The 25,328-nt window shown below is 59.7% G+C and carries 18 protein-coding genes and 3 pseudogenes; 8 read left to right on the top strand and 13 right to left on the bottom strand.

The genetic code is table 11. From position 1 onward, the window contains the following. Position 1: 1 nt before the first annotated feature. Entirely contained in the window at positions 2-1,297 is a 1,296-nt protein-coding gene (locus N8H22_RS08430; protein ID WP_126190227.1) for a TrbI/VirB10 family protein, read from the top strand. Next, a complete protein-coding gene (locus N8H22_RS08435) occupies positions 1,294-1,557 on the top strand; it encodes a DUF2274 domain-containing protein (RefSeq protein ID WP_126190228.1) in 264 nt (87 codons plus the stop codon). Before N8H22_RS08430 ends, N8H22_RS08435 begins: the two co-directional genes overlap by 4 nt. Before the next feature lie 93 nt (positions 1,558-1,650). Here N8H22_RS08435 and N8H22_RS08440 read toward each other — a convergent pair whose 3' ends face one another. Genes N8H22_RS08440 through hemA form a run of 6 tightly spaced genes read right to left on the bottom strand, consistent with a single transcriptional unit; the run spans position 1,651 to position 8,558 of the window. Beyond that, positions 1,651-2,586: a LysR family transcriptional regulator gene (locus N8H22_RS08440; RefSeq protein ID WP_126190229.1), complete on the bottom strand. Its 936-nt coding sequence runs from the start codon at positions 2,584-2,586 to the stop codon at positions 1,651-1,653. A gap of 18 nt (positions 2,587-2,604) precedes the next feature. Next, positions 2,605-3,813, bottom strand: a complete 1,209-nt coding sequence (locus N8H22_RS08445; RefSeq protein WP_126190230.1) for an MFS transporter — start codon at positions 3,811-3,813, stop codon at positions 2,605-2,607. 57 nt (positions 3,814-3,870) lie between these two features. Further along, positions 3,871-5,724, bottom strand: coding sequence for an asparagine synthase (glutamine-hydrolyzing) (asnB, locus tag N8H22_RS08450; RefSeq protein WP_126190231.1), 1,854 nt, complete (start codon positions 5,722-5,724; stop codon positions 3,871-3,873). Positions 5,725-5,746: 22 nt separating this feature from the next. Beyond that, positions 5,747-6,817 (bottom strand): Gfo/Idh/MocA family oxidoreductase, encoded by a 1,071-nt coding sequence (locus N8H22_RS08455; protein WP_042926824.1) that lies wholly within the window; start codon positions 6,815-6,817, stop codon positions 5,747-5,749. Further along, positions 6,814-7,317, bottom strand: coding sequence for a GNAT family N-acetyltransferase (locus N8H22_RS08460; protein ID WP_021209644.1), 504 nt, complete (start codon positions 7,315-7,317; stop codon positions 6,814-6,816). Before N8H22_RS08460 ends, N8H22_RS08455 begins: the two co-directional genes overlap by 4 nt. Next, positions 7,317-8,558 (bottom strand): 5-aminolevulinate synthase, encoded by a 1,242-nt coding sequence (gene hemA, locus N8H22_RS08465; RefSeq protein ID WP_264590146.1) that lies wholly within the window; start codon positions 8,556-8,558, stop codon positions 7,317-7,319. Before hemA ends, N8H22_RS08460 begins: the two co-directional genes overlap by 1 nt. 140 nt (positions 8,559-8,698) lie before the next feature. Between hemA and N8H22_RS08470 the strand changes: the two are divergent. Then, positions 8,699-9,563, top strand: a pseudogene (locus N8H22_RS08470) (helix-turn-helix transcriptional regulator). Between the two features lie 474 nt (positions 9,564-10,037). On the opposite strand, the pseudogene N8H22_RS08475 reads toward N8H22_RS08470, so the two are convergent. The 6 genes and pseudogenes from N8H22_RS08475 to N8H22_RS08500 all read right to left on the bottom strand — a co-directional run. Next, a pseudogene (locus tag N8H22_RS08475) lies at positions 10,038-10,659 on the bottom strand (TetR family transcriptional regulator). 92 nt (positions 10,660-10,751) lie between these two features. After that, entirely contained in the window at positions 10,752-11,888 is a 1,137-nt protein-coding gene (locus tag N8H22_RS08480) for a sodium ion-translocating decarboxylase subunit beta (protein ID WP_042926819.1), read from the bottom strand. A 10-nt stretch (positions 11,889-11,898) separates the two neighbouring features. Next, positions 11,899-13,677 (bottom strand): sodium-extruding oxaloacetate decarboxylase subunit alpha, encoded by a 1,779-nt coding sequence (gene oadA, locus N8H22_RS08485; protein WP_264590216.1) that lies wholly within the window; start codon positions 13,675-13,677, stop codon positions 11,899-11,901. A gap of 22 nt (positions 13,678-13,699) precedes the next feature. Further along, complete coding sequence (locus tag N8H22_RS08490; protein ID WP_042926816.1) at positions 13,700-13,942, bottom strand: OadG family transporter subunit; 243 nt, start codon at positions 13,940-13,942, stop codon at positions 13,700-13,702. A gap of 27 nt (positions 13,943-13,969) precedes the next feature. Then, positions 13,970-16,579: a bifunctional aconitate hydratase 2/2-methylisocitrate dehydratase gene (acnB, locus tag N8H22_RS08495; protein ID WP_264590147.1), complete on the bottom strand. Its 2,610-nt coding sequence runs from the start codon at positions 16,577-16,579 to the stop codon at positions 13,970-13,972. A gap of 1,041 nt (positions 16,580-17,620) precedes the next feature. Next, positions 17,621-17,950, bottom strand: a pseudogene (locus N8H22_RS08500) (LysR substrate-binding domain-containing protein); the annotation flags it as partial. Positions 17,951-18,171: 221 nt separating this feature from the next. On the opposite strand from N8H22_RS08500, the gene N8H22_RS08505 reads away from it, so the two are divergent. The 3 genes from N8H22_RS08505 to N8H22_RS08515 all read left to right on the top strand — a co-directional run bounded on the left by N8H22_RS08505 (position 18,172) and on the right by N8H22_RS08515 (position 21,035). After that, complete coding sequence (locus N8H22_RS08505; RefSeq protein ID WP_264590148.1) at positions 18,172-19,113, top strand: Rieske 2Fe-2S domain-containing protein; 942 nt, start codon at positions 18,172-18,174, stop codon at positions 19,111-19,113. Between the two features lie 28 nt (positions 19,114-19,141). After that, positions 19,142-20,185: an aromatic ring-hydroxylating dioxygenase subunit alpha gene (locus tag N8H22_RS08510; protein ID WP_241283937.1), complete on the top strand. Its 1,044-nt coding sequence runs from the start codon at positions 19,142-19,144 to the stop codon at positions 20,183-20,185. A gap of 70 nt (positions 20,186-20,255) precedes the next feature. Continuing rightward, the gene (locus tag N8H22_RS08515; RefSeq protein WP_241283934.1) at positions 20,256-21,035 is read left to right on the top strand and encodes an SDR family oxidoreductase; all 780 of its coding nucleotides are present in this window, start codon (positions 20,256-20,258) and stop codon (positions 21,033-21,035) included. Here the strand turns inward: N8H22_RS08515 and N8H22_RS08520 are convergent. Then, positions 21,017-21,442 (bottom strand): VOC family protein, encoded by a 426-nt coding sequence (locus N8H22_RS08520; protein WP_241283931.1) that lies wholly within the window; start codon positions 21,440-21,442, stop codon positions 21,017-21,019. The genes N8H22_RS08515 and N8H22_RS08520 overlap by 19 nt on opposite strands. A gap of 184 nt (positions 21,443-21,626) precedes the next feature. Between N8H22_RS08520 and N8H22_RS08525 the strand changes: the two genes are divergently transcribed. Continuing rightward, positions 21,627-22,820 carry an MFS transporter gene (locus N8H22_RS08525; RefSeq protein WP_264590149.1) on the top strand — a complete coding sequence of 398 codons (1,194 nt, stop codon included), beginning with the start codon at positions 21,627-21,629 and terminating at the stop codon, positions 22,818-22,820. A 210-nt stretch (positions 22,821-23,030) separates the two neighbouring features. Next, positions 23,031-25,271, top strand: a complete 2,241-nt coding sequence (locus tag N8H22_RS08530; protein ID WP_264590150.1) for a CoA transferase — start codon at positions 23,031-23,033, stop codon at positions 25,269-25,271. Positions 25,272-25,328: the final 57 nt, after the last annotated feature.

Below are 25,328 nucleotides of genomic sequence, written 5' to 3' on the forward strand. Positions count from 1 at the left end.
CATGAGCCAGGAAGACAATCCCGAGCGCTTAGCGCCACCGGTTGATAAGGTCCCGCCGGAAGCGGTGGCGTTGCGCGCTCAGCCACGTCCCGTCAAACGCTTGAGCCGGCGTACTCTGGCAGCGCTTGTAGGTGGACTCGCTGTCGCTGTGCTGGGTGCCACGATCTGGTCGCTGCGGCCTCCGGAGCGACGCGAACGTCACGGCCCGGCCGAGCTATACAACGTCGATCGCGTCTCTCGCTCCGAGGGGCTCGAGAGTTTGCCGACAGACTACTCTCAGCTACCGCCAACATCTTTGGCGCACCCTCCTGAACTGGGGCCTCCGCTTCCGGGCGACCTCGGGCCAGCCATCTTGAAGTTCCAGCGGCCCGCGGTACCCATATACACGCCAGCCGGCCAGGATCCCGCCGAGGCCGAGCGACTGGCGCGATTGAAAGAGGCCGAAGAGGCGGCTGGCTCATCGCTGTTTTTTCAAACCGACAGTCGGCGTTCTGCTTCAACTGCAAACGCCTCGTCAGAGCGAACGGCGCAAGCGTCCATGCTGGCGGCTTTTGATCCGCTGGCGACGGTGTCGAGCTCGGAAGTGGCGCAGCCAACCGATCCGATGGCTGTGCAGAATCGACAGCAGCAGAAGGAACAGTTCCTGCGTCCGGACACCAGGGCCACACGCAACACAGGGGACCTGCAGCTACCGGCATCGCCTTATCAGGTTATGGCGGGCACGGTCATCGCCGGCGCGCTGGTGACCGGCATAAAGTCTGATCTTCCAGGCGACATCATCGGTACCGTGACTGAGCCGGTCTACGACACGGCAACGGGTAAGCACCTACTCATCCCGCAGGGTTCGAGGATACTTGGACGTTACAACAGCCAGGTCAGCTACGGGCAGAGCCGCGTGCAGGTGGTGTGGAACCGCATCATCCTGCCGGACACCAGTTCGCTGACGCTGGATAATTTGATCGGCACCGACCCGGCCGGCTACGCCGGCCTGGAGGATGGGACCGACTGGCATTGGAATCGCGTCTTCGCCGGCGCTGCGTTGACCACGCTGCTTGGTATCGGCGCCGAGCTGGCAGCACCGGAAAACCGACAGGACGGAGACCGCGTCATCATCGCTGGTCGCGATGGCCTTCAAGACAGCGTCAATCAGGTGGGCCAGGAAATGACCCGGCGCAATATGAACATCCAGCCGACATTGACCGAACGACCAGGCTTGCCGGTGCGCATCATCGTTAACCGGGACTTGGTGCTGCGACCTTACCAACCCTTGTTCTTTAACAGTGGAGGATCACGATGAGCGCGACGCGCAAGCTGAGACTGGGGCCGCTGCCTAAGACTGAGAACACCAAGCTGACCTTTCTCTGTCCTGCAAGTCTTAAGGCCGATCTAGACCGTTACGCCTCGATGCACGTGGAGACATATGGCGAGCCGGTTGATGCGGTAACCCTCATCCCGTACATGCTGGAGGCCTTCATGGCAGGGGACCGCGGGTTCAAACGTGAGGCAAACCGCTCTAGATCCTCGTCGCTTTCTACGCCGAGCGCTCAGAGCACTTGAAGCCCGCCGTTGCGCAAGGCATAGCGGGGCTTGAGGTTGTAGCTGCATCAAATCCTCGCGAGTACCCACTGGACTCGTGGCTCAGGTCCGTACCTATGCGTCCAGAGAGCGCAAGCCTGTCGGTTGGTGGCCGGAATGATCATCCATGCCGCACGCAACCCGTGCCACTCGGTCGATAAAACGATCCAATGGTGCTGACGGCTCGCTATTGCGACGGACCAAGTAGGTGGTCAGCTTGCTCTGGCCCGCCAGGGGACGGGTGGCGATGTCCGGATTGTGGAGCTCTGAAATTCGCGGCAGGCTGGAGAACCCCAGACCGTAACCGGCGGCTACCAACGCGATCATCAGATCGAGGGTTGGGACACGCTCCGCGATGGTCAGTCTGGGCGCAATAGGCCGTAGTACGAGCTGTAGCTGCTGCCAGAACCCTTCGCAGACTTGAGGCTCGCAAAGCACCAATGGGTGCCCGGCGAGTTCCTCCAGCGGAATCTCGCGGTGGGCGAGCAATTGGTGGCGTGCTGGCAGGGCAACGACAAGCGGGTCATGCCATACGGGCACGGCCAGCAGCCCGTCAGCCTGGTATGTGGTTTGCGACAGACCGACATCGAACAAATCGTCCAGCAGGCCTCTGGTCTGCATCGCAGACGGCACTTCGCGCAGGAAGATTTCGATGTCGGGGTCTTCCTCGCGGCACAGCGCGAGCAGCGACGCCAGCCGCGATTGCGGGACGCCGTCGGACAGGGCAATACGGAGCTGACCTCGGTAACCCGAAGCGGCGCCTTTCACGCTCGCTTTGGCCTGTTCTACGACCGCAATGACACGCCGGGCTTCCTGCAACAGGACCGTGCCGGCCCAGGTGAGACGCGTTCGGCGCGTTGTGCGTTCGAACAGCTGCACACCCAAACGGTACTCCAAGTCCTTGATGGTCCGCGACAAGGGCGATTGCTCCATATGCAAACGTTCGGCAGCCCGTGCGAAATGCAGCTCCTCGGCGACGGCCACGAAACAGCGAAGATGACGAAGCTCCAACTTGCACCTCCAGCTAGGTCAATGGTTGGTTTTAGGTTGGACTGTGCGCGGCCAGGCTCGCTGACGACGAAGGTTGAGAATCTGAAGTAGTGCGCCGAGTAAGGCGATCAAGCCGGCACAGGCGGCCAGCGTCCAGGTGGGCATCTGTAGCAGCAGGACGAAGCCACCCGCGGCCGCACCTATGGCGCTGCCCAGGTACAGCGCCGATTCGTTGAGCGCGATGGCAAGGTTGCCGTCGCCGTGTGCCTGCCTGGCCTGTATCAGTTCGTTGTTCTGCGGTACCTGCAGGGCCCAACCTACGGCTCCCCATGCCATGATCGGCAGCATGACCAGCCACGTGCCGAGCGTGGCCGCAACCGGTATGAGGAACAAGGAGGCCGAGAGGATGACCATAATGGCGAAGACCAGCACGGGCCCCCTGACTCGATCGACAACCGGGCCTACCAGAAAGCTGCCGAGCACGCCGCCGATGCCCCAGATCCAGAGATAAGGCGTTACCGAGCGGACTGCACCGAGTTCCGGGTCGGCGAGCAGTGGAGCAATAAAGGTATACATGCCCAGACTGGCAACGGCAGCTAGTAGGGAAATCAGAAGGATGGTCATCACGTGCCCATCGGCAAGGATCCTGAGCTTTTGTCCCAGGGAGCTGGTGGGCGTCGCTTGCAGCCTCGGCAACATCAATACCAGGCCCGCAAAAGCTAACAACCCCAGCAAGGTGACGAGCCAAAGTGCAGCTTGCCAGCCGAAGCTGTCTGCAGTTATCAAACCCACTGGAACACCCAGCACAACGCCGCTTGCCATGCCTCCCATAATGATGGCGATCGACTTTCCGCGCCGCTCGGGCGATGAGAGCGCTGCTGAGGCGCCGATGCCCATGGCGAGGTAGACGCCAGCGCCTATTCCGGCTAGGGCCCGCCAGATCACTAGTTCGGTAAACTCTGCTGCGAGGGCGCTGGCCGCGTTTGCCAGAACGAACAATCCAAGGGCAAACAGCAAACCGGTGCGTTGATGATCGGGCGGGGTCAGCGCAACGAAAAGCGGCGAGCCAAGGCCATAGGCAAGGGTAAAGGCGGTCACCAGCTGCGCAGCCACAGCGACCGAAACGGAAAAGGAGGCCTCAATTAGCGGAATCAGGCCTGCTGTGACATAGGAGGCCATGCCCAGCGCAAATGCACCGAGTGCGATCAGGTAGATGGGAAGTTGCTTGTTGGGATACGGGGTATTCATAGTATCGCCGCTCCATGAAGAAGGCTGGACGCGGCCGTCGGACCGCGTCGCGCTGAGTTAAAGATCGAGGCTGACATCCTGTTCGGTCAGCCAGGTGTTCAGGCCAACCGCCAGCTCCATGCCCATTCGGTCGTACATGGGCGAGGTGTCGCCAACGGGTCTCTCCAGGGTGCGCTTGACCTGCGATGCATCGAGAAGGGCTCGCACAGGTGCATCCTTGTCGGCCATGATCTGGGTGAGCGAGGTGCGAAGCGCCTGCTCGTAAGCAGGATCCTGCGTCGAGGGGTAGGGGCTCTTGACCCGATCGCTGATCGATTCGGGCAATAGGTCACGAGTCGCCGCACGCAAGATGCTCTTTTCGCGGCCGTCGAAGGTCTTCATTTCCCAAGGAATATTGAATGCGTACTCGACAAGCCTGTGGTCACAGAAGGGGACCCTGACCTCAAGACCGACGGCCATGCTCATCCGGTCCTTGCGATCAAGCAGTGTCTGGACGAAGCGGGTCAGGTTGACGTAGCTCATCTGGCGCATGCGCCGATCCGTTTGCTCCTCCGACGGCAGTACTGGGGTTTCGCTGAGCGCCTGACTGTAGCTGTCCTGTACGAACCCGGGCAGGTCTAGCTGATGTAGCAGCGCCGGGTCGAAGAGGGTCTTGCCGTCGAAGTATTTGCCAGTCACAGACACCAGCCAGGGAAAGGTCTGGGCCTGGATCGCCGCGGGGTCGTGGAACCAGCGGTAGCCCCCAAAGACCTCGTCCGCGCTTTCTCCGGACAGTGCAACGGTGGAGTGCTGGCGCACTTCCTGGAACAGCCGATAGAGCGATGGCCACATGTCGCCCCAGAAGGCAGGCGGTAGATCGAGCGCCTCGATGAGTCGATGGCGAAGCGCCGGATCGGCCAGCTCTCGGCTGTCCAGGACGATCTCGTGATGACTGCAGTGGATACGCTCAACCAAGTCGCGAACGAAGGGCGCATCAGGCGTGCCCCTGACTGCATCGCTGGCAAAACTGCTGCCGTGATCGAGAAAATCGACCGAGAACGAGTGAATGTTTTCCTTGCCTTCAGCAAGCAGTTTTCTGGACGCCAAGGCGGTGATGATCGACGAATCGAGACCACCGGATAACAGGCTGCACAGGGGTACATCCGAAACGACTTGCCGCTGCACGATATCTTCCAGGAGATCTCGCGTATGCCGGACGGTCTGGTCAAGCGTATGACCATGCTCACGAGCCTCGAGTCGCCAATAACGGTGTCGTGTGAGGCCCTGACGATTGATGCGGACGACCTCGCCAGGCAAGACTTCACGCATGCCGTCATACACTGCATGGCCCGGAGTTTTGACCATCTCCAGGATCTCACGCAGCCCGTCGGCCCTTACGGTACGGGGCACGAGCGGGTTGGCTAACAGGGCCTTGGGTTCGGACCCAAACACCACCCCGTCGACCGTCTCGTAGTAATAAAGCGGCTTCACGCCCATCCGGTCACGAACCAGCAGTAGTTCCTGCGTTGTGAGGTCCCAAACCGCGAAGGCATACATCCCGTTGAGCCGCTCGACGAATCCCTCTCCCCATTCTAGGTAGGCGCGCAGGACCACTTCAGTGTCGCTGAGGCTTTCGAAACGATGGCCGCGTCCTTTCAGCTCGGCGCGCAGTTCACGAAAGTTGTAGGCCTCACCGCTGTAGGTGATCGCCGCCGCTTCTAACCCGTCGTCGCGTCGAGCCAGCATGGGCTGCCGACCACCTTCCAGGTCGATTATTGACAACCTTCGATGGCCAAAGCCGATTGGACCCGTTATCCAGATCCCCTCGGCGTCGGGCCCCCGATTTGCCATCGTCTCGGTCATGCGCTTCAGCGTATTGCGTTGCGCCTGCATGTCCTGGCTGTAGGACAGCCATCCAACTATTCCACACATGTGGTTCTCCTGCTGATATCCATTAGCCGAGGCTTTCCAGGTCGCTGCCCTCGACGAGCAAGGCGCGCTGAGCGCCACGGTTGTAACGGGCCGCGGCAGGGGTGAGCGCGCGATGCTCCAGTTGATTGAGCAATTCCTGTAGCTCGACGGCGTCGTCCAGGCTGGCGAATGGGTGGGGAGGCGGCTGGCGCCGCACGACCCAGTCAAGGACCTGTTGGCAGAACTCAGAAAGCTTGTGCAGGGTCTCGAGTCCCGACTGGCTGGGAGAGAGTCGGAGCTCGTGCAGCACGAGTTCCGTGCCGTCGATATCCCGCATCCAGATCCGCAGATGGTCATGATCCCAGCGCGGCGTATCGAAGGTCAGTCGCGCATGGATAAGCTGGTCTTCCCAATCGACAAAGCTGAAGTCGACGGTGCGTTGGCGAACGACGTTGACAAAGCTGCTATAGCCGGTGACCGGCGCGGAACCAAGGACAGCGGTCAGCTGCACGGTGTCGAGGACCGCAAGTCCAGATACCGAAAAGTCTGACCGGATACCCAGAACGCCATCCGGCCGCAGCGGACCCGCAGTCGGGCATACCCAGCGCAGCAGATCCAACGCATGAATCGCTTCACTGGTAACTCCGCAAGTGGGCCGGTAGTCATTGATGCGATCCTTGCCCCAATAGAAGCTGGCACGTACCAATTCCCACCCATGGCGGGCAACCCATTCACGCAAGATCTGCGTCGCCTGCGAATAGCGCTCAATCAAATTCAGCGCGAATCCGCCGACACCGCTGAGCGCGTCTTGGACGCCATTCAGCGCGTCAGTGGGTGTGGCGAGCGGCTTTTCGCAGACGACAAAGCCTTGGTAGCCCGCAAGCTGGCGCAATACATCGGCGTGACTTATATCGTTGGCACTGACCACTACGATATCGGGTGTGAAATGCTGGAGCGCACTGTCAATGCAGGCGAAGTAACGCAGTGGCGTAGCTTTCTGACGTCGTCCGACATATGCGATAGAGGTCGAAACACCGGCTCGGTTTGTGACATGTTCGAATGCTTGGCGAAATCGCTGTCCGGCGTAGCCCAAGCCAATAATCAACACGTTCATGCTGACGCCCCCTGGCGAAGCAGGAGGCCCTCGCCTGTTGGGCAGAAGCCAAGACGTTCGTACAGCCCGGATGCGCCTGCTGTAGTCTGGAGCGCTACCGTTGCAACGTCCCGGTTGCCAAACCAGCGAAGCAGATGATTCATGAGCTGAGTTGCGATGCCGTGCGCCCTCCATTGCGGATCAACCACAACCGACTGGATCCATCCGGACAGACCGTTAGCATTTGCAGCGGTGGGCGCCCTGAGATCGATGATTCCAGTAGCACAGCCGGCGACTTGCCGAGTTTCACAGTGCTCAGCTACGAGCACCTGTACACTGTCATGTACCCCTAGGTGCGCGGCTAGCCAGTGCTTATACGCCGTACGCCATCTTTCAGAGTCCGTCTGGCTGCGGCTGGCGTAAATGGCCGACGTACCGTCCAGCAAGAAGGACCTCAGTTCTATCAGCCACTCGATGTCCTCCTGCGTCGCGTTTCGCACGGTGAACGATAAGTTGTTCATCAGGCCACCTCCGAAGTGAAGGTTTTGGATGCCAAAGGGATCGCAAAATGGTCGAAGGTTTCGCGCAGGCAAACGGCTAGATTCTCGATCTGGGCTTGGCTGTGGTTGGGCGTTGCGTTAACCCGAAAGCGCTCCGTACCGACCGGCACAGAGGGGTAGTTAATTGGTTGGAGATAGACCCCGTGTGTATGTAGAAGCCGCAGGGCGGCAACTTTGCAGCGCTCGGCGTCGCCGACCAATACCGGCAATACGTGCGTCTGCGAGCAGGGCATGACGGGAATGTCGTGTTGTTTCAAACGCTCGCGCAATAAAGCGGTATTGATCTGTAGCTTCTGGCGCTCGTCATCGCTGGACTTGAGATGCTCGACGCTTGCCAGGCAGCCAGCCGTGACGGCAGGAGGAAGGGACGTGGTAAAGATGAAGCCTGTCGCAAAGGAACGTACTGCGTCCACGATGACACGGGTCGAGGCGATGTAACCACCGATCACGCCGATGGCCTTGGCCATGGTGCCTTGGATGATGTCGATCTTGTCGATCTTGTCGACCAGGTCGAGCTCGGCAGCGATGCCGGCCCCTCGAGCGCCGTACATGCCGACCGCATGAACTTCATCGAGATAGGTCAGCGCGTTGAAGCGCTTGGCAACTTCCACGATGTCGGCAATCGGTGCGATGTCGCCGTCCATCGAGTAGATCGACTCGAACACAACCAGCTTCGGTTGACCAATTGGATAGCGGGACAGTATCTGGGCCAGGTGTTCCACGTCATTATGGCGAAACACCTGCCGTTCATTCGGTGTTGCTCGGATGCCGTTGACGATCGATGCGTGATTCAGCGCATCGCTGATCACGACACAATCGGGGATTTGCCTCAGCAGGCATTGGAGGGTGGCGTCGTTCGAGCCAAAGCCGGTCGGGAAAACCAGTGCCGCTTCTTTATCGTGCCAGTCGGCAAGACTCGCCTCGAGTCGCTCATAAAGCTCGTAGGAGCCACCTATGTTGCGCGAACCGCCTGAGCCAGCGCCGTACGTTTCCAATGCCAGGTGCATCTGCTCGCGTACGGTCGGGTGCTGCGACATTCCTAGGTAGTCGTTGCTGCACCACACAACGACCGGATCCGGCTGCTCGCCGTTCAGCTTGGCGAACGGATACTGGCCGCAGATGCGACTGAGAGTGGTGAAGGTGCGGTACTGGTTGGAGGACTTCAGTAACTCCAATTGCTGACGAAGCAATGATTGGTACATCCGAATATCTCCTGAACGATCAAGCCGCTCGATGCCGGCCAGCTGGCTGGAACGGGGCATTGGCGACGAGGAGTTATTCTTAATCCCGCTTCAATGGGGTTACAATTTGACCTCTTATACTATTACTGGAGAGTAATTGGATGAGCGCTCCTCGCAGCCTTGAGCGAAACCGGGCGGAGCTGGCTAACTTTCTGCGAAGCCGCCGTGAACGTATTTCTCCACAGGACGCGGGCTTGCCTTCTGGTGCAAGACGGCGGACTCCCGGGGCTTCGACGGGAGGAAGTCGCAGCCCTCGCCGGGGTAGGCCTGTCTTGGTACACCTGGCTGGAGCAGGGGCGAGAGATCAGCGTATCTGCGACTTTCCTCGAAAATCTGTCGCGCACATTGAAGCTGGACGCCACCGAAAGACGGCATCTTTTTTTGCTGGCGCATCAGAGGCTCCCGCCAGAGCCGGGCAAAACCTGGTGTGTCGTGCCACCGCTCGTTCATCGGTTGATGGCCGATCTCCCAATGCGTCCGGCGTACGTCCTCAATCTTCGCTGGGATGTGCTGGCTTGGAACGCGGCTGCAGATAAGGTCTTCGCTTTCTCGAGCGTTCCGACAGAGCGGCGCAACTTCCTTTGGCTGTTGTTCACCGCATCTTCGATGCGCGCATTGCTCGACCCGTGGGAGGATCAGGCCTTGCAAATGCTATCGAGTTTTCGCCGTGATTTCGTCAGGGCAGCCGAGGACCCCGACATTGGAGCATTGGTTAAAGATTTGGAGAAGATCGATACCGATTTCAGGACCTGGTGGCGGCAACAGGATATTCATGGACCCTGCCAGGGCATCCGGAATTTTCAGATCGACGGGATCGGCAAGGTGGTGTTCGATCACACCTCACTCACGATCGATGTCGACCGTGACTTGCGGCTTGTCTACTATGCGGCGAAAGACGGGCAGGTACAAAGCCGGCATTTTGAGCGATGGCTGACGACCTCGAGCGGAAACGCGATCGGCGTGTAGCAGGCCTTTACCCAATACTTGGGGTAAGTGAGGTAGGCGGGTCGCACAGAGTACATGGTTACTAAGACTCCGGTGTACGCCGAATTCAAACAAGCTTCAACGATACGGTGTTTCTCTCATCAGGCTGTCGGACCGCTTTGCAGCATTACGTACTTAACCGCGGGGCTTGTAAAGGCGCACGAAGCCGATGATCCGAACTGGCCTGAGAGGCTATGAAAAGGCTGGAGCTACATGGGTAGGTTAGGCCAACCGCTGATGGTTGTTGCGAACATCGGCCTGCCTAATTTACTCAAGCGGCATGGCTCCTATAAAGCCTTTGAAAAGGTAAATGATCAAGTTACCAATGCTACCGGAAAACAGTAATTTTTTTTAGAGCTAGTCTTTCTGACTTGCCAGCGCATTTCGGTCACTATGTTTTGCAGCGACGTTGTTACGTCAAATCCATAAAATCTTGACAGCAAGGATGCCAAGTCGTTAGATACTGTCCCAGTTTCTGACGAGGCCTCGAAAAAGCGGGTCGATCAACGGACCGCTGTCCACTATGGGATCGAACAATTGCGGGTTTCTTGTCCAGTCAGTGAACAAGCCAATAATAAGAGTATGTATCGAGATTGCAGCCATTCGAGGTGTAACACCTTGCTGCAGTATCTCAATGTTGCTGGCAAATATCTGCTCGCATTGATCAATAAGCTGAATTATCAAGAAATTGTGGCGAGCTTCCGCTCGCGATAAGCTCGTCGGTGAACTCGCAGCGATGCAGAAGAATTTTCATGACGCGGCTTTTTTGCTGGTCTATCGCCAGAGCATTTAGGCCTTCTACACATAAATCCCGTAATGAGCGCAACGAATGTTGTGAAGAATTATCATTGGTCACTCCCATTATTTTCTCAGGCGATATTCGAACCTGGTCGAGTAGTTGGTTTAATAGGTCGGATTTGTTTTCGAAATGCCAATAAACTGCGCCACGCGTTACGCCCGCATCATGGGCAATCTGGCTGAGACTCGTTCGTGTCACTCCGTTAGCTAGAAAGAGCCGCTCCGCAGATGCGAGAAGTGCCGTCCGAGTTTTTTTGGCGTCTTCTTTTGTTCGTCGCATTGTTTCTCTCAAACTTTTCTCTACTGGTCGTACCACTAGGCAGTTGTAATTGTGTTCCTGACGACAGGTGATTGCCTCAGCCTAGCGGTTAGTCACCCTACGAAACTCAGCAAAATGCCCGCGGCGACCGCCGAGCCAATGACGCCCGCTACGTTAGGCCCCATGGCATGCATGAGCAAGAAGTTCTGCGGGTCCGCCTCTAGCCCCAATTTATTGGACACTCGCGCCGCCATTGGCACTGCCGATACACCGGCCGACCCAATCAGCGGATTGATCTTGTTTGTGCTGAAGATGTTCATGACCTTCGCCATCAGCACACCCGCCGCCGTACCACCACAGAACGCAACCATTCCAAGCAGCAAGATCCCAAGCGTTTTCATCTGCAGGAAGGCTTCAGCGGACAGCTTGGAGCCGACAGTCAGCCCCAGCGCAATGGTCACGATATTAATCAGCGCATTGCGCGAGGTATCGGCCAGACGATCCACGACACCAGCCTCGCGCAACAGGTTACCAAACGCGAACATGCCCACCAACGGCGCTGCGTCAGGCAGCAGCAAGCCAACCATCAGCGCAAGCATGAGCGGGAACACAATCTTTTCTGTCTGACCGACATGGCGCAGCTGCGTCATGACAATGGCGCGCTCCTCCTTCGTCGTCAGGGCGCGCATGATGGGTGGCTGAATCAACGGAACCAGCGCCATGTAAGAGTAGGCTGCGACAGCAATCGGCCCCAGCAGATGCGGCGCGAGTTTGGCCGTAACGAAGATTGAGGTCGGGCCGTCCGCACCGCCAATGATCGCAATCGACGCCGCTTCACGCAGGGTGAACTCCATTCCCGGAATACCCATCGATGCTATCCCCAATGCTCCGAGCAACGTCGCGAAGATACCGAACTGCGCTGCCGCACCGAGCAACAGTGTCTTGGGGTTAGCCAGCATTGGCCCGAAGTCGGTCATGGCACCGACGCCCATGAAGATCAACAGCGGGAACACACTGGTCGGTAGACCGACTTCATAGAACAGGTGGAGGATGCCAGCACCCTCGGCCATGTTGGCGACGGGAATATTGGCGAGCACACCGCCGAATCCAATCGGGATCAGCAACAAGGGCTCAAACCCCTTGCGAATCGCCAGATAGATCAATGTCAGGCACACCACGATCATCAGCAGCTGACCAGGCTCTATGTGATAGAGACCGGTGCTGTGCCACAGCTTGAGCAACTTATCCATGCCGCACTCCTTAAGCGATCATCAGCAGGCTGTCGCCCACCGACACAGCGTCGCCGACCTTGACGTTCACAGCTGAGACGGTGCCGGCCTTGAATGCACGGATTTCAGTTTCCATCTTCATGGCTTCGAGGATGATCACCAGATCTCCTTCCTGAACCATCTGACCGGGCTGTACGAGGACTTTGAAGATGTTGCCGGCTAACGGCGCCGGCTGAGGTTCGCCCGTACCTGCGGCCGGCGCAGCAGCCGCTGGTGCTATGCCTGATTCGCCGCCAACAGGCTTGATTCCCTCGATGTCGCCGCCGTCGTTGACCTGTACGACGAACGACTTGCCGTTGACCTCGACGGTATAGACCTCGGGTGCGCCCGCTTCGCGTGGCGCCTGCTGCTTGCCGGTCGGCACCGGCTCGAAAGCAGCGGCATTACCGCGGTTCTCCAAAAACTTCAGGCCGATCTGAGGAAACAGCGCATACGTGAGGACGTCATCGATCTCGTCCTCGGCCAGCTTGATGCCTTTTTTTTGCGCCAGCCCTTTTAGCTCGGCCGTCAGCTTGTCCATTTCTGGCTGCAGCAGATCAGCAGGGCGGCAGGTGATGACCTCTGCACCGTCGAGCACGCGTTGCTGCAGTTCGGCATTGAAGGGAGCAGGCGCGGCGCCGTACTCGCCTTTGAGGATGCCGGCGGTTTCCTTGGTGATGGATTTGAAGCGCTCGCCGGTAAGCACATTAATCACGGCTTGAGTTCCGACAATCTGCGAAGTCGGCGTCACCAACGGAATGAAACCGAGGTCTTCGCGAACGCGAGGAATCTCGGCGAGCACTTCATCGAACTTGTCGAGCGCACCCTGCTCCTTCAGTTGGCCTTCCATATTGGTCAGCATGCCACCCGGCACCTGTGCCACGAGGATCCGCGAGTCGACGCCCTTGAGCGTGCCTTCGAATTTCGCATATTTCTTGCGCACTTCACGGAAGTACGCAGCGATCTCTTCAAGCAGCAACAGATCGAGCCCGGTGTCCCGCTCGGTGCCCTGGAAAATAGCCACCACCGACTCGGTTGGCGAATGTCCATAAGTCATCGAGAGCGAGGAAATGGCGGTATCAACGTTGTCGATGCCCGCCTCGACAGCCTTGAGAATGGCCGCAGTGGACAGGCCCGCCGTGGCGTGACACTGCATATGGATCGGAATGGATAGGCTTGCCTTCAAACGCGAAACCAGCTCAAAAGCCATGTAAGGCGTGAGAATGCCAGCCATGTCCTTGATCGCCACCGAGTCGGCGCCCATATCCTCGATCTGCTTGGCCAGGTCGACCCACATCTCCAGAGTATGTACAGGGCTAGTGGTGTAGGAAATCGTGCCCTGTGCGTGCTTGCCCTGCTGCTTGACCGCTCGCAGAGCGGTCTCCAGGTTGCGCGGATCGTTCATAGCATCGAACACACGGAACACGTCAACGCCGTTGATCGCCGCGCGCTCAACGAACTTTTCCACCACGTCATCGGCGTAATGCCGATAGCCCAGCAGGTTCTGGCCACGCAGCAGCATTTGCTGCCGGGTGTTAGGCATCGCCTTCTTCAGTTCTCGAATGCGCTCCCAAGGGTCTTCACCGAGATAGCGAATACAGGCATCGAAAGTCGCCCCACCCCAGGATTCGACGGACCAGAAGCCAACCTGATCCAGCTTGCCGGCAATCGGCAGCATGTCTTCAAGACGAACGCGGGTGGCCAGAATGGATTGGTGCGCATCACGAAGCACCACATCGGTAATGCCGAGCGGTTGTTTGACAGATGTCATGAGGGGAACTCCCTGTTCTGAATCAACCACGACGAGCGCGGTGCTGATGGATAGCGGTCTGGATTGCCGTAATGACATCGGCATCCACTTCAGCCACAGCGGGCTTGCTGGAAGCCAACTGAGCGGAGGGCGCACTGTCGAAGCGGCCAATCACAACAGACATCAGGCGAATGCAGGCAATCAACAGAACGAGGAAAACAAAAACGGAACCTAAGCCGAACAGCATAAGTTCAACGCCTTCCCAGAGAAGCTGGTTAGAGGTCATAACGGAGACCGCCTGGTTAAGTTCAAATTAAAGAGCAACCATGTCGATCTTGGCCTTGGCCGCTGACTCGCGGAACCCAGCGATCTGATCGAAGCTCAGGTAGCGGTAGACGTCTGCTGCCATGGTGTCGATCTGCGCGGCGTACACCATGTACTCTTCGACAGTCGGCAGGTGGCCTAGAATCGAAGCGACCGCTGCCAGCTCGGCAGATGCCAGGTACACGTTGGTCGCGTCGCCCAGGCGGTTGGGGAAGTTACGGGTCGAAGTGGAGACTACCGTCGAACCGGTTTCCACGCGTGCCTGGTTACCCATGCACAGCGAGCAGCCCGGCATTTCAAGGCGCGCACCGGCGCGGCCGTAGATGCCGTAGTAGCCTTCCTCGGTCAGCTGATGCTGGTCCATCTTGGTCGGCGGCGACAGCCACAGACGGGTCGGCAGGGAGCCTTCGACCTTGTCCAGCAGCTTGCCGGCAGCACGGAAGTGACCGATGTTGGTCATGCACGAACCGATGAAGACTTCGTCGATCTTCTCGCCCTGTACGCTGGAGAGCAGACGGGCATCGTCCGGGTCGTTCGGTGCGCAGAGAACCGGCTCGGTGACTTCGGACAGGTCGATCTCGATAACTTCGGCGTACTCGGCGTCAGCATCGGCAGTCAGCAGCTGAGGGTTGGCCAGCCAGGCTTCCATGGCCTGAGCGCGGCGCTCGAGGGTACGGGCATCGCCGTAGCCTTCGCTGATCATCCAGCGCAGCAGGGTGATGTTGGACTGCAGGTATTCGGCAATCGCCGCTTCCGGCAGCTTGATGGTGCAGCCCGCGGCAGAGCGTTCGGCCGAGGCGTCGGAGAGCTCGAAGGCTTGCTCTACGGTCAGCTCGTTCAGACCTTCGATTTCGAGAATGCGCCCAGAGAAGATGTTCTTCTTGCCCTTCTTCTCGACGGTCAGCAGGCCTTTCTGGATGGCGTAGTAGGGGATTGCATGGACCAGATCGCGCAGCGTGATGCCAGGCTGCATCTTGCCTTTGAAGCGAACCAGTACCGACTCCGGCATATCCAGCGGCATGACGCCGGTGGCAGCGGCGAAGGCCACCAGGCCGGAACCGGCCGGGAAGCTGATGCCGATCGGGAAGCGGGTGTGCGAGTCGCCACCGGTGCCGACGGTGTCGGGCAGCAGCATGCGGTTCAGCCAGCTGTGGATGATGCCGTCACCCGGACGCAGGGACACACCGCCACGGTTCATGATGAAGTCCGGCAGGGTGTGGTGCGTGGTGACGTCGATCGGCTTCGGGTAGGCCGCGGTGTGGCAGAACGACTGCATTACCAGGTCAGCCGAGAAGCCCAGGCAAGCCAGGTCTTTCAGCTCGTCGCGGGTCATCGGGCCGGTAGTGTCCTGGGAACCGACGGTGGTCATCTTCGGCTCGCAGTAGGTGCCCGGACGAACGCCTTTGCCTTCCGGCAGGCCGCAGGCACGGCCAACCATCTTCTGCGCCAGGGTGAAGCCTTTGTTGCTCTCGGCGGGGGCTTTCGGCTTCTTGAACAGGTCGGATGGGCCCATGCTCAGTTCGGCGCGGGCCTTTTCGGTCAGGCCGCGACCAATGATCAGCGGAATACGGCCGCCAGCGCGAACTTCGTCGAGCAGGACGTCTGTTTTCAGCAGGAAGGTAGTGACCAGCTCGTCACTGCCGTGGCGGCGGACTTCACCCTTGTAGGGGTAAACGTCGATCACATCGCCCATGGCCAGGTCGGAACAGTCGAACTCGATCGGCAGGGCGCCTGCGTCTTCCATGGTGTTGTAGAAGATCGGCGCGATCTTGGTGCCGAAGCAGAAGCCGCCTGCACGCTTGTTCGGTACGTTCGGGATGTCGTCGCCGAAGAACCACAGCACCGAGTTGGTAGCGGACTTACGCGAAGAACCTGTACCAACCACGTCACCGACATAAGCAACCGGGAAGCCTTTGGTCTTCAGCTCTTCCATCTGCTTGAGCGGGCCAACCGAGCCAGGAACGTCGGGAGTGATGCCGTCGCGAGCCATTTTCAGCATGGCCAGGGCGTGCAGCGGGATGTCCGGGCGCGACCAGGCGTCAGGCGCGGGGGAGAGGTCGTCGGTGTTGGTTTCGCCGGTGACCTTGTATACGGTCAGGCTAATCTTTTCGGCGACCGGGGCGCGGTTCTTGAACCATTCGCCCTCGGCCCAGGACTGCAGAACGGCTTTGGCGTTGGCATTGCCAGCCTTGGCTTTCTCGGCGACGTCGTGGAAGGCGTCGAACATCAGCAGGGTGTGCTTCAGTTGCGCTGCGGTGGTATCGGACAGTTCCGGATCGTCCAGTAGGTCGACCAGCGTGACGATGTTGTAACCGCCCTGCATGGTACCCAGCAGTTCGACAGCGTGCTGCTTGCTGATCAGCGGAGAAGCGGCTTCACCCTTGGCGATGGCGGCGAGGAAGCCGGCCTTGACGTAGGCGGCTTCATCCACGCCCGCCGGAACGCGGTTGGTGATCAGGTCGAGGAGAAATTGCTCTTCGCCAGCTGGCGGGTTCTTCAGAAGCTCGACCAGGCCTGCGGTCTGCTCGGCGTTCAGGGGCAAGCCGGGAAGTCCTTGGCTGGCGCGTTGTTCGAGTAGGATTCGATAAGCTTCGAGCACAATGTTCTCTCATGCGGGCCCTGAAAGCAGGCCGGATAGTCGGGTTAAGTTGTGAAAGCCGAAAGGGCAGAGCAAGCCGGGCGTTATAAAACGAATAAGGCTGATCTTGCAGCCTGCTGCGCTTAGAACTGTTCAAGCAGATTTCTAAAACATGTACAAAATATCAAAAAGCGTGCAGAAAGTAAGTTGCACGCGATTCGTTGTCAAACGCAAATTTGCTAAAACGAACCCGCTGTGAACCGAGAATTGACGCGCGCCGCAGCAAGGCGAATGCCGAGGTGGTTGTTTATATCTGTGCCGATGGACGATGCACAATGACTTTGATAGGCAGTCCTGTGTGTCGGAAAAGGCGCGGTGAAAGCTGGGTGCCTATTCTTGGCTCGGGGACTTTCTTAGCGGCCGGGTTGCTTGCCGCAGCGAGTTGGGTGACCGTCAAAAAAGCCCGCTGCTGTCAGCCTGCGATAATCGATGACCTCATTTGGGGAGGTCAATGAACGCCGGGTTTTGCCAATGACAGCTGCAGCTATCCCAGGCGTTTGTGACGCGCCCAGACGATCCCGCCAACTCTGAAGATTGCTGGTTCGCCGATGCCAGGTTGGGCTAGCTAAACGGACGCGAGCATCGCTTCGTCATGCGTGCGCTCATAAATTCCGCTCTGTCTGTTTTTCGATTTTCATCGCCTTGATGGCTACGAATTTGGACGTCGGTGTATGGCTTGCTTCACCGAAGCTGCCAAGCGGTACCGATGGATTGGTCTCGCGTCCGCCTGGCCCACGGGGTGCCGTAGGCGAGAAGACTGAAACCATGCACCTTCCGATCGACGCCGTCGTCCGAGAGCGCGACCTTCCACAACTTCTCCATTCTCGAACCCGAGCCGTGGAATGTCGCGCGGACTGACAAGCACAACCTCGCGCAACGCAGGGTCTGCAAGATGAGGTCCGGCGTCTGGCCGTCGCGGCTGGTCGTTTCCGTCAACAGGTCCAATGGCAGTGGATGATGCTTGGACTGAGCACGAACGCTCGCGGTGTTCCAGATTCGGCATACCGCATCGGTTTCCAGTCCAGGGCGGGATTCAAGCCGCGACTGCGCAACGCGTGATCGAGTGATTGCCGAAAATGCATGCCGCTCCACAACGTGGCGAGCGGAAGCTTCGCCAGCGCCTTCCCACGTCACAGGCACCTGGAAAGCGAAAGTGACGCCGGTCGTGCAGCAACCGTGTTGCACCCAGCGGCAGGCTCGCGAAATACGCCTGGTCGAGACGCTCAAGATAGGAATGCTCACGTCGAACTGGTTTTGGTTCAGCCTTCCCAAAATCTGATCGCTGCTCAAGGCGACCAGCTGGAAGCGCAGACTTGGATGCCGCTCGGTGAACAAGGTTGCCAATTGCCTAAGTAATGGCATCGGGAGTGCGGCGACAGGTAGCTGTGAGCAGCCTGTATTCAGCAACGCCCTTAAAATGAACACAAAATAAAAAATTGCCTATTTATTGTTGCCTCGTCAGGCGCCACGGTCTACTTTGCTCTGAAGCGATAGTTTAGGCGTCCGGGGACCAACTGATCGCACAAACAATAACAATACGAGGCAAACATTCGATGGCGACCAGCTCATGGTGGGCTTCGGCCCTTTGCGAATCCGTGAATAATGTAAAGCCTCTCGCAGTGATCTGCGGCGGGGAAGAACTGGTTCTGTTCCGCAACGCTGAAGGGCAGGTCTTCGCCCTGGAAGATCGCTGTCCGCACCGGCGGGTGCCGTTATCGCTAGGCTGCGTGGTGGGTTCCGGGCTGCAGTGTGGCTATCACGGCTGGACGTTCGATGGAGCCAGCGGCGCCTGTACTGCCATCCCGAACCTGAGCGCCAGCGAACGCGTCCCGCAACGCCATGCGGCGCGCGCCTTTATGGCAAAAGAAAGTAACGGTTTCGTGCATGTATGGGTGGGCGACGGCGAGCCGGGCGCCACCCTGCCAAGTGCCGATTATTGTCCTACGGGGCGTGAGTACACGGGAAGCGCCGTCGTAAGTATGACGCACGATGAGTACCTCGCCGTGATGCTGGATGGGGCCAACTGCCTGTTGAGCTTCGACGCAGTGCAAATAACGGATTTCTTCCTGGGCGATCCGCAACTGATGAACGACCGTCTCGTGCTCGACAGGGGCGCGGTCTGGTCGAGTCAGATTTTGCCGTCGCAGTTCGTTGCCGACTACCCGCTGATCGTTCGAACGGCGGTTCCGCTGCGTGGCGGCACCATCCGGGTGGATCTGCTGAGCCAGGACGAAACGCCGCTCAGCACGCTTTTCATCAGTGCGAGCGCCAACCGACGAGGCACCACCAGCCTCTGTTGGCGCGGTTTCCAGCACACGTCCAGCATGGCGGGTGCGCCGTTGCGCTGGCGCGCCTCACGGACTGCAGGCAGAGCGCCATTCAGCGTGAATGCCACGATCGATGGCTCGGCTATCGCCGCGTTATTGGTTGCACCCTCGCGTGACTTATATGAGTTGCGTCAGCAGATAGTCGTTGAACAACGCCTCGCCGTCTGACTTCATTCAGTTGAACCCGGAGAATTCCATGCACGCCGCCACGCCTCTTTCCGATGCACAGCCGCAAGCCGCTGCGCGCCGGATTCGCAAAGACTGGACACCGATCAACTATGACCTGCGCGATACCTGGTTCCCGGTATCCCACAGCCGCGATGTCACCGAGCGGCCCATTCGCCGGATCATTCATTCCCAGAGCTATTACCTCTGGCGAAAGGACGGTAGGCCATTCGCAGCCGAGTTTCATCCCGAGCGGCTGCATGGCGAGCGTGCATCGTTCACCGAGTTTACCGGCGGTATGGGCTACTACCCGGTTGTCGAGCGTTACGGTTACATCTGGGCCTGGTATGGCAATCCTGATGCGGCTGATTCTTTGCTGCTGCCGCACATCCCGTTTCTGCCGGTTGATGGCAGTCTTCCTGGTTACACCCAGCGCACGGTTCGTTTCGATGCCAGTTCTGCCTTGTCGGTGGAAAACCTCATCGACCTGACCCACGCCGACTTTCTACATGCCAATACCATCGGCGACGGAATATCGGAATCGGACGTGGTGGAAGTGGAGTGGACCTCGGAAACCGTGACCCGTACCCGCACGGTCGCGCAGAAGTCCGTCGCGCCAGTGATGCGTTGGGTCGGCGGTGTGCGAGCGAAGTACCAGGATTTTCGCGCTGTGCTGCATATTCATCTGCGCAGCAACGTCTGTATCTCCTATCCGCGCTTTCGTCCGGGTTACGACGTGCCCAACCTGCAGCCATTCCTGCCGGTGGGCAAACACCGCTCGCGCTGCGACGTGACCTTCAACACCACGGCGGCACCGGCACCGTTCCGCTATCTGATGCCGCGCATCAATTACATCATCCAGCCGCAGGACAACTCGGTGGTTCGTCCGCAGAACCAGCGGTATTTCGAGCCGGGTGAGCGCATCGACCTGCACTCGCGCTTCGATGCGCCCGGCACGCGTTATCGCTTTCAGATGGAGCAGCTGGCCGAACGTCAGCGCAAGGGCGATTTTTCCTATGGCTCCGATGCCGAACCGGGTCGGGACATCACCCAATTGCTGGGTATGGACGGCTGATACCTCACCTGCGCCAGGACGTCGAACACGCAATCCGCCGGCACCATTGGCAACCACAGGAAGCAGCGTTATGGATTTGGGAATCGCAGGGCGCAGCGCAATTATCTGCGCATCGTCTCGTGGCCTTGGCAAGGCCTGCGCGCTGGCGTTGGCGCAGGAAGGTTGCCGCGTATTGATCAACGGTCGCGATGCCGAGCAGTTGGAGCGCACGGGGGCGGAAGTCGAGACCGCTACAGGTCACAGGCCGCTTGTCGTGCGCGGCGACCTGAATACCGACGAAGGCCGAGCCGCCCTGATCGCCGCATGTCCTGCGCCCGACATACTGATCACCAACAACGGCGGCCCCGCGCCGGGCAGGATCGAAGACTGGGACCATGCGGCCTGGCTGAAGGCCATCGAGGCAAACATGTTGTCGGCGATCATGCTGATCCAAGGCGTGGTCGGTGGCATGCGCGAGCGTCGCTTCGGACGGATCATCAACATCACCTCGGCCATGGTGAAATCGCCGCGCCTGCCCTTGGGACTTTCCACCGCCTCTCGGGCAGGGCTGACGGCGTTTTCCAAGGCGTTGTCCAGCGAAGTGGTGCGCGACAACGTGACCATCAACAACCTGCTACCTGAACGCATCGAAACCGACCGCTTGCGCTACATGACCGAGCAGCTTGCCAAGCACAGAAAGCTGAGCCTGGAAGATGCGCGCACCGAGATGCTCAGGCCCGTAGCGGCGCGGCGGTTCGGTAAACCGGAAGAATTCGCCGCGGCTTGTGCATTCCTTTGCTCTGTTCAGGCGAGCTACATCTCGGGGCAAAACCTTCAAGTGGATGGCGGGAGCTACGATGGCTTGATCTGAAGCGGCGGCAAGCGGGCTTTCCAGTGTTCGGGAGGCGTTTCCTCAGCCGCGAAGTCCAGCTCCACTTCCACGCCATTGGGGTCCAGGAAAAACAGCTGCCAGGTACGGACCGCCCCCGGCGCTCTGATGACACGAAATTCGATGCCGCGATCTTCGAGCAGTTGCCATGTCTGCCGCAGCCCTTCGGCCCAAAACGCCATGTGGTCGAGCACGCCGCGGCGGGGCTCTGGCATTCGCTGCACCTGCACCACGTGCAGCAGCGGGTGGCCGTTGGCATAGAGCCACAAGCCAGCCACCGGAAAAGGCGGGCGCGGGCCTTCGGTCAACCCGAGCAGGTCAATATAGAACTCGCGCGTTGCCTGCAGCTGATCCGTCACGATCGTGAAGTGGTCCATTCGTTCGATCACGAAGCTCTCCCTTGGATGTGGTCGCAGCGCATATGAACAGATGCTGGCATCGCGATGCTAGGTAATTGTACATATAGCTGATGTCTGTCTATATTCAAGACTCCAACAATAAGAATGACTTGAATGTACGCATCCGATTCTGCTTCACGCCCTGCATCAATCCCTTCCGCTTACGGCACCGCTCGTGACCCTGTCGGCGTCATCTGACGGAGCGCTTGCTGAGCCCTTTGCCTACTTCAAGCTGTGGGTCCTGGTGCTGTGCCAGATCGGCATGCACTCATGCCTGACCGGGATGCGCATGGCCGCGCCACTGCAGCTGCTGCAACGCGATATGGATGTCTGGGCGGTCGGCGTGGTGATGGCGATGTTTGCGACCGCGCCGGTATTCCTCGCCCTGACCGCGGGTCGTATGGCGGACCGACACGGCTATCACCGCCCGACACGCATCGCCGCGAGCCTGTCCTTTGCCGGCGCGGTGATCGCCAGTTCGACGAGTCATTACCTGTGGCTTTGTCTGGCTGCCGCACTCTGTGGCGGCGGCTCCAGTTTCGGGTTGATCGCGCTTCAGCGCACGGCGGCGCGTCTGGCCAGTAACGCAGGCGAGCGCATGAAGGTATTCGGTTGGATCGCTATCGCGCCGGCCCTGGCCAGCCTGATCGGACCTCTGGGAACGGGACTGCTGATCGATCATTACGGTTTTCGCATTGCGTTTGCGGCCTTGGCGATACTGCCCCTCGGTACGCTACTGCTATCGCAGTGGGTGCCTCGCGAACAGATGGCCGCCCCGGTATCGCGCGAGCAGCGACGCCCTGCATGGGATCTGCTGTGCGAGCCGTCGTTTCGCCGATTGTTATTCATCAACTGGCTGGTGTCGGCCAGCTGGGATGTGCATTCCTTCGCCTTGCCGATTCTGGGCAGTGCCCGGGGCATGAGCGCCTCGGTGATCGGCGCGATCCTCGCCGCCTACGCCGTCACCTCGACACTGGTGCGGCTGCTGTTGATACCGCTACTGGCCAATCGTCTGTCGCAGCGCTCGATCATCTTGAGTGCCCTGCTGCTCACCGCAGCGGTGTACGCCATCTACCCCTGGCTCGGCCCCGCCTGGGCGATGGCCCTGGGAACCGCCACGCTGGGTGTTGCGCTGGGCACTATTCAGCCTGCGTTGATGACACAACTGCACCATGTGACCCCCAGTGCGCGTCACGGCGAAGGGCTGGCGGTGCGCTCGGTATTTATCAATTGTTCCGGAGCCTGCATGCCGCTGCTGTTCGGCGTGCTGGGCGCGGCGCTCGGTGCCGCATCGCTGTTCTGGTTGATGAGTGGCGTGCTGCTGGCGGGTAGCTGGCAGGCGCGTCGGCTAGGCGCTGCCGGGGGTTAGCCACAGTAGGCTGCAAAAAATCGTACGAAGTCGGTGCGAATAAACAATTTATAGGATTCTGTATAAAAGCTATCAGTCTGACACTGGAATCATCCTGGTTCATGCACTAGCTTCTTAATTCGCCGAACGAGGCCGGGCTCGGTTTCGCTCCGGCGTAGAACAGCAGAACAGTGAAACATTGGAACAATAACAAGACACCCAGAGGTGCTTATGAACGAGTCAACGCTGCACGGCCTGCGTGTGGTCAGTCTGGGGTCGGGTATCGCGAGTGCTGCGGCGGGCTTGCAGCTGTACGAAGCGGGTGCCGAGGTGTTTCTGGTCGAACCGCCCGACAACCCGGCTCGGCGCGAGGAAGCGCTGTTCGCCGTGCTCAATCGGGGCAAGCGCAGTGTCACGCTGGATATCAACGTGCCGGATGGGCAGCAGCGGCTCGAACGGCTGCTGGCCGCGGCCGACGTGCTTATTCACGAATTCACTCCCAAGCAGGCCGCGACGCTGGGGCTCGACGATGCACAGCTGGCGCAGCGATTTCCTGCGTTGATCGTTTCGGCCATTACCGGCTGGCCGAAGAAGCATCCACTGGCTGGGGCAGTGCCACGTGAAACGCTGGTGCTGGCACGCCTGGGCCTGCTCGACGAACAGCCGGGCCACCGCCCTGGGCCGGTCTTCGTGCGCATGCCCTTTGCCAATTGGCTGGCAAGCTGGCTGTGTGTGGTGGGCGTGATGGCGCGGTTGATCGCGCGTGATCGTGATGGCCGTGGCGGCGCCGCGCACACCAGTCTGGCTCAGGCCGCGCTGGTCCCGATGACCATGCACTGGAGCCGCGCGCAAACACCGACGCCGGTATTCGCCAAGGGGCTGGACAAGCACATTCCGATCCCGCTGCACCAGTGCGCCGACGGCCGCTGGATTCATGTGCATTACTCGCCGGATAAAGCCCCATTGATGGCCAATGCCATGGCAGAACTGGGCGAGGCGGAAGTCGCCCGGCTCAATGCGCAATGGCCGCCGAGCCACGTGGCGCCGAATTTCGGAGCCAACCGGGCCATCATCGCCACGCGGCCCGCTCATGAGTGGGTCGAGCATTTCTGGCAGCACGATGTTTCGGCGCAGATTGCCGCGCCCTTCGGCGACATCTATTTCGACGAGCAGGCGCGACTGAACGGGTATGTGGTCGAAGTGGAAGACGCCACGCTCGGCAAGACGCTGCAACCGGGGCCAGCCTGGATGATCACCCCACCGGCACGCATCGGCCGTTCCGCACCTCAGCCCGGCGCGGACAATGACAGCGACTTTAAGGACTCGCCAACGCTGCGTCTGGTTCCGGGCACTGGGCGTCAGGGCGAGCCGTTGCCTCCTTTGCATGGTCTCAAGGTGCTCGACTTGGGCGCCTATCTGGCTGGGCCGTTCGCCTGCATGATGCTGGCCGATCTGGGCGCGGAGGTGATCAAGGTCGAGGTCCCGACCGGCGATGCCATGCGCCGACTGGAGCGCATTTTCAGTGGAACTCAGCGCGGCAAGCTGGGCGTCGCGCTAAAACTCGGCGATGAGCTGAGTCAACCGGCGGTCGAGGCGCTGGTGCGCTGGGCCGATGTGGTCCATCACAACATGCGCCTGCCGGCGGCGCGCAAGCTGAAGGTCGATTACGACAGTCTCAAGCGGATCAATCCGCAACTCATTTATTGCCACGTCAGCGCTTACGGACCCACCGGACCACGTGCCGATTGGCCCGGCTTCGACCAGTTGATGCAAGCCTCCTGCGGTTGGGAAGTGGAGCAGGGCGGTGCCGGCCAACCGCCGATGTGGCTGCGTTTTGGCGTTGGTGATTTCTTTGCGGGACTTTCTTCGTTGTACGTTCTGCTGTTGGGGCTTTACCAGCGCGCGCGGACCGGTGAAGGGCAGATGGTGAACGCGTCGTTGCTTGGCGCGACCTTGCTCACCATGAGCGAAGCGGTGGGCCGTGAGGACGGCAGGGTCACGCCCATCGCGCATCTGGACGCCAGCCAGACCGGCCTTTGCGACACGCACCGGCTGTATTGCTGCAATGACGGTTGGATCGCCGTGGCGGCGCTGGAGCCCGAAGAAGCGCAGCGTTTCCGTGCGCTGGCCGGAGCGGACCCTGAAACGTATTTCGTCGGGCGGACACAGTCCGATGCGCTGTCATCCTTGAGCGCACAAGGCGTGCCCGCCGAAGCCGTTCTCGAGGCGCAGCTCGACCCCTTCCTCGACAACCCCGACCACGCCGCGGCTGGCTTGCATACCCACTATCAACATGCGGTGTACGGCGAGCTGCAACAGATTGGCGCGTTCTGGGATTTCGGTGATCTGCCGTTGTCGCTGGATCGTCCGCCGCCCGCCCTCGGCCAGCACAGCCGCGATGTACTCGGCGGGCTTGGCTTGGAAAACAGCGAACTGGAACGTCTGGCCGCGGCCGGTGTGGTTCGGCTGTAAGCAATTGATGCACAAAGGCGGCCCACTCCGGCTGAAGTCAACGATGAACCCGACCCG

Origin of the sequence: Stutzerimonas sp. S1 (assembly GCF_025966695.1) — a bacterium.
Taxonomy (GTDB): domain Bacteria; phylum Pseudomonadota; class Gammaproteobacteria; order Pseudomonadales; family Pseudomonadaceae; genus Stutzerimonas.

What these genes read in the sequence shown, in the direction of transcription:
- N8H22_RS08445 (WP_126190230.1), bottom strand. Translation starts at nt 3,813, where the DNA reads ATGAATACCCCGTATCCCAACAAGCAACTTCCCATCTACCTGATCGCA.
- N8H22_RS08460 (WP_021209644.1), bottom strand. Translation starts at nt 7,317, where the DNA reads ATGAACAACTTATCGTTCACCGTGCGAAACGCGACGCAGGAGGACATC.
- N8H22_RS08480 (WP_042926819.1), bottom strand. Translation starts at nt 11,888, where the DNA reads ATGGATAAGTTGCTCAAGCTGTGGCACAGCACCGGTCTCTATCACATA.
- hemA (WP_264590146.1), bottom strand. Translation starts at nt 8,558, where the DNA reads ATGTACCAATCATTGCTTCGTCAGCAATTGGAGTTACTGAAGTCCTCC.
- N8H22_RS08510 (WP_241283937.1), top strand. Translation starts at nt 19,142, where the DNA reads ATGCACGCCGCCACGCCTCTTTCCGATGCACAGCCGCAAGCCGCTGCG.
- N8H22_RS08435 (WP_126190228.1), top strand. Translation starts at nt 1,294, where the DNA reads ATGAGCGCGACGCGCAAGCTGAGACTGGGGCCGCTGCCTAAGACTGAG.
- asnB (WP_126190231.1), bottom strand. Translation starts at nt 5,724, where the DNA reads ATGTGTGGAATAGTTGGATGGCTGTCCTACAGCCAGGACATGCAGGCG.
- N8H22_RS08530 (WP_264590150.1), top strand. Translation starts at nt 23,031, where the DNA reads ATGAACGAGTCAACGCTGCACGGCCTGCGTGTGGTCAGTCTGGGGTCG.
- N8H22_RS08505 (WP_264590148.1), top strand. Translation starts at nt 18,172, where the DNA reads ATGGCGACCAGCTCATGGTGGGCTTCGGCCCTTTGCGAATCCGTGAAT.
- N8H22_RS08490 (WP_042926816.1), bottom strand. Translation starts at nt 13,942, where the DNA reads ATGACCTCTAACCAGCTTCTCTGGGAAGGCGTTGAACTTATGCTGTTC.
- oadA (WP_264590216.1), bottom strand. Translation starts at nt 13,677, where the DNA reads ATGACATCTGTCAAACAACCGCTCGGCATTACCGATGTGGTGCTTCGT.
- N8H22_RS08515 (WP_241283934.1), top strand. Translation starts at nt 20,256, where the DNA reads ATGGATTTGGGAATCGCAGGGCGCAGCGCAATTATCTGCGCATCGTCT.
- N8H22_RS08455 (WP_042926824.1), bottom strand. Translation starts at nt 6,817, where the DNA reads ATGAACGTGTTGATTATTGGCTTGGGCTACGCCGGACAGCGATTTCGC.
- N8H22_RS08430 (WP_126190227.1), top strand. Translation starts at nt 2, where the DNA reads ATGAGCCAGGAAGACAATCCCGAGCGCTTAGCGCCACCGGTTGATAAG.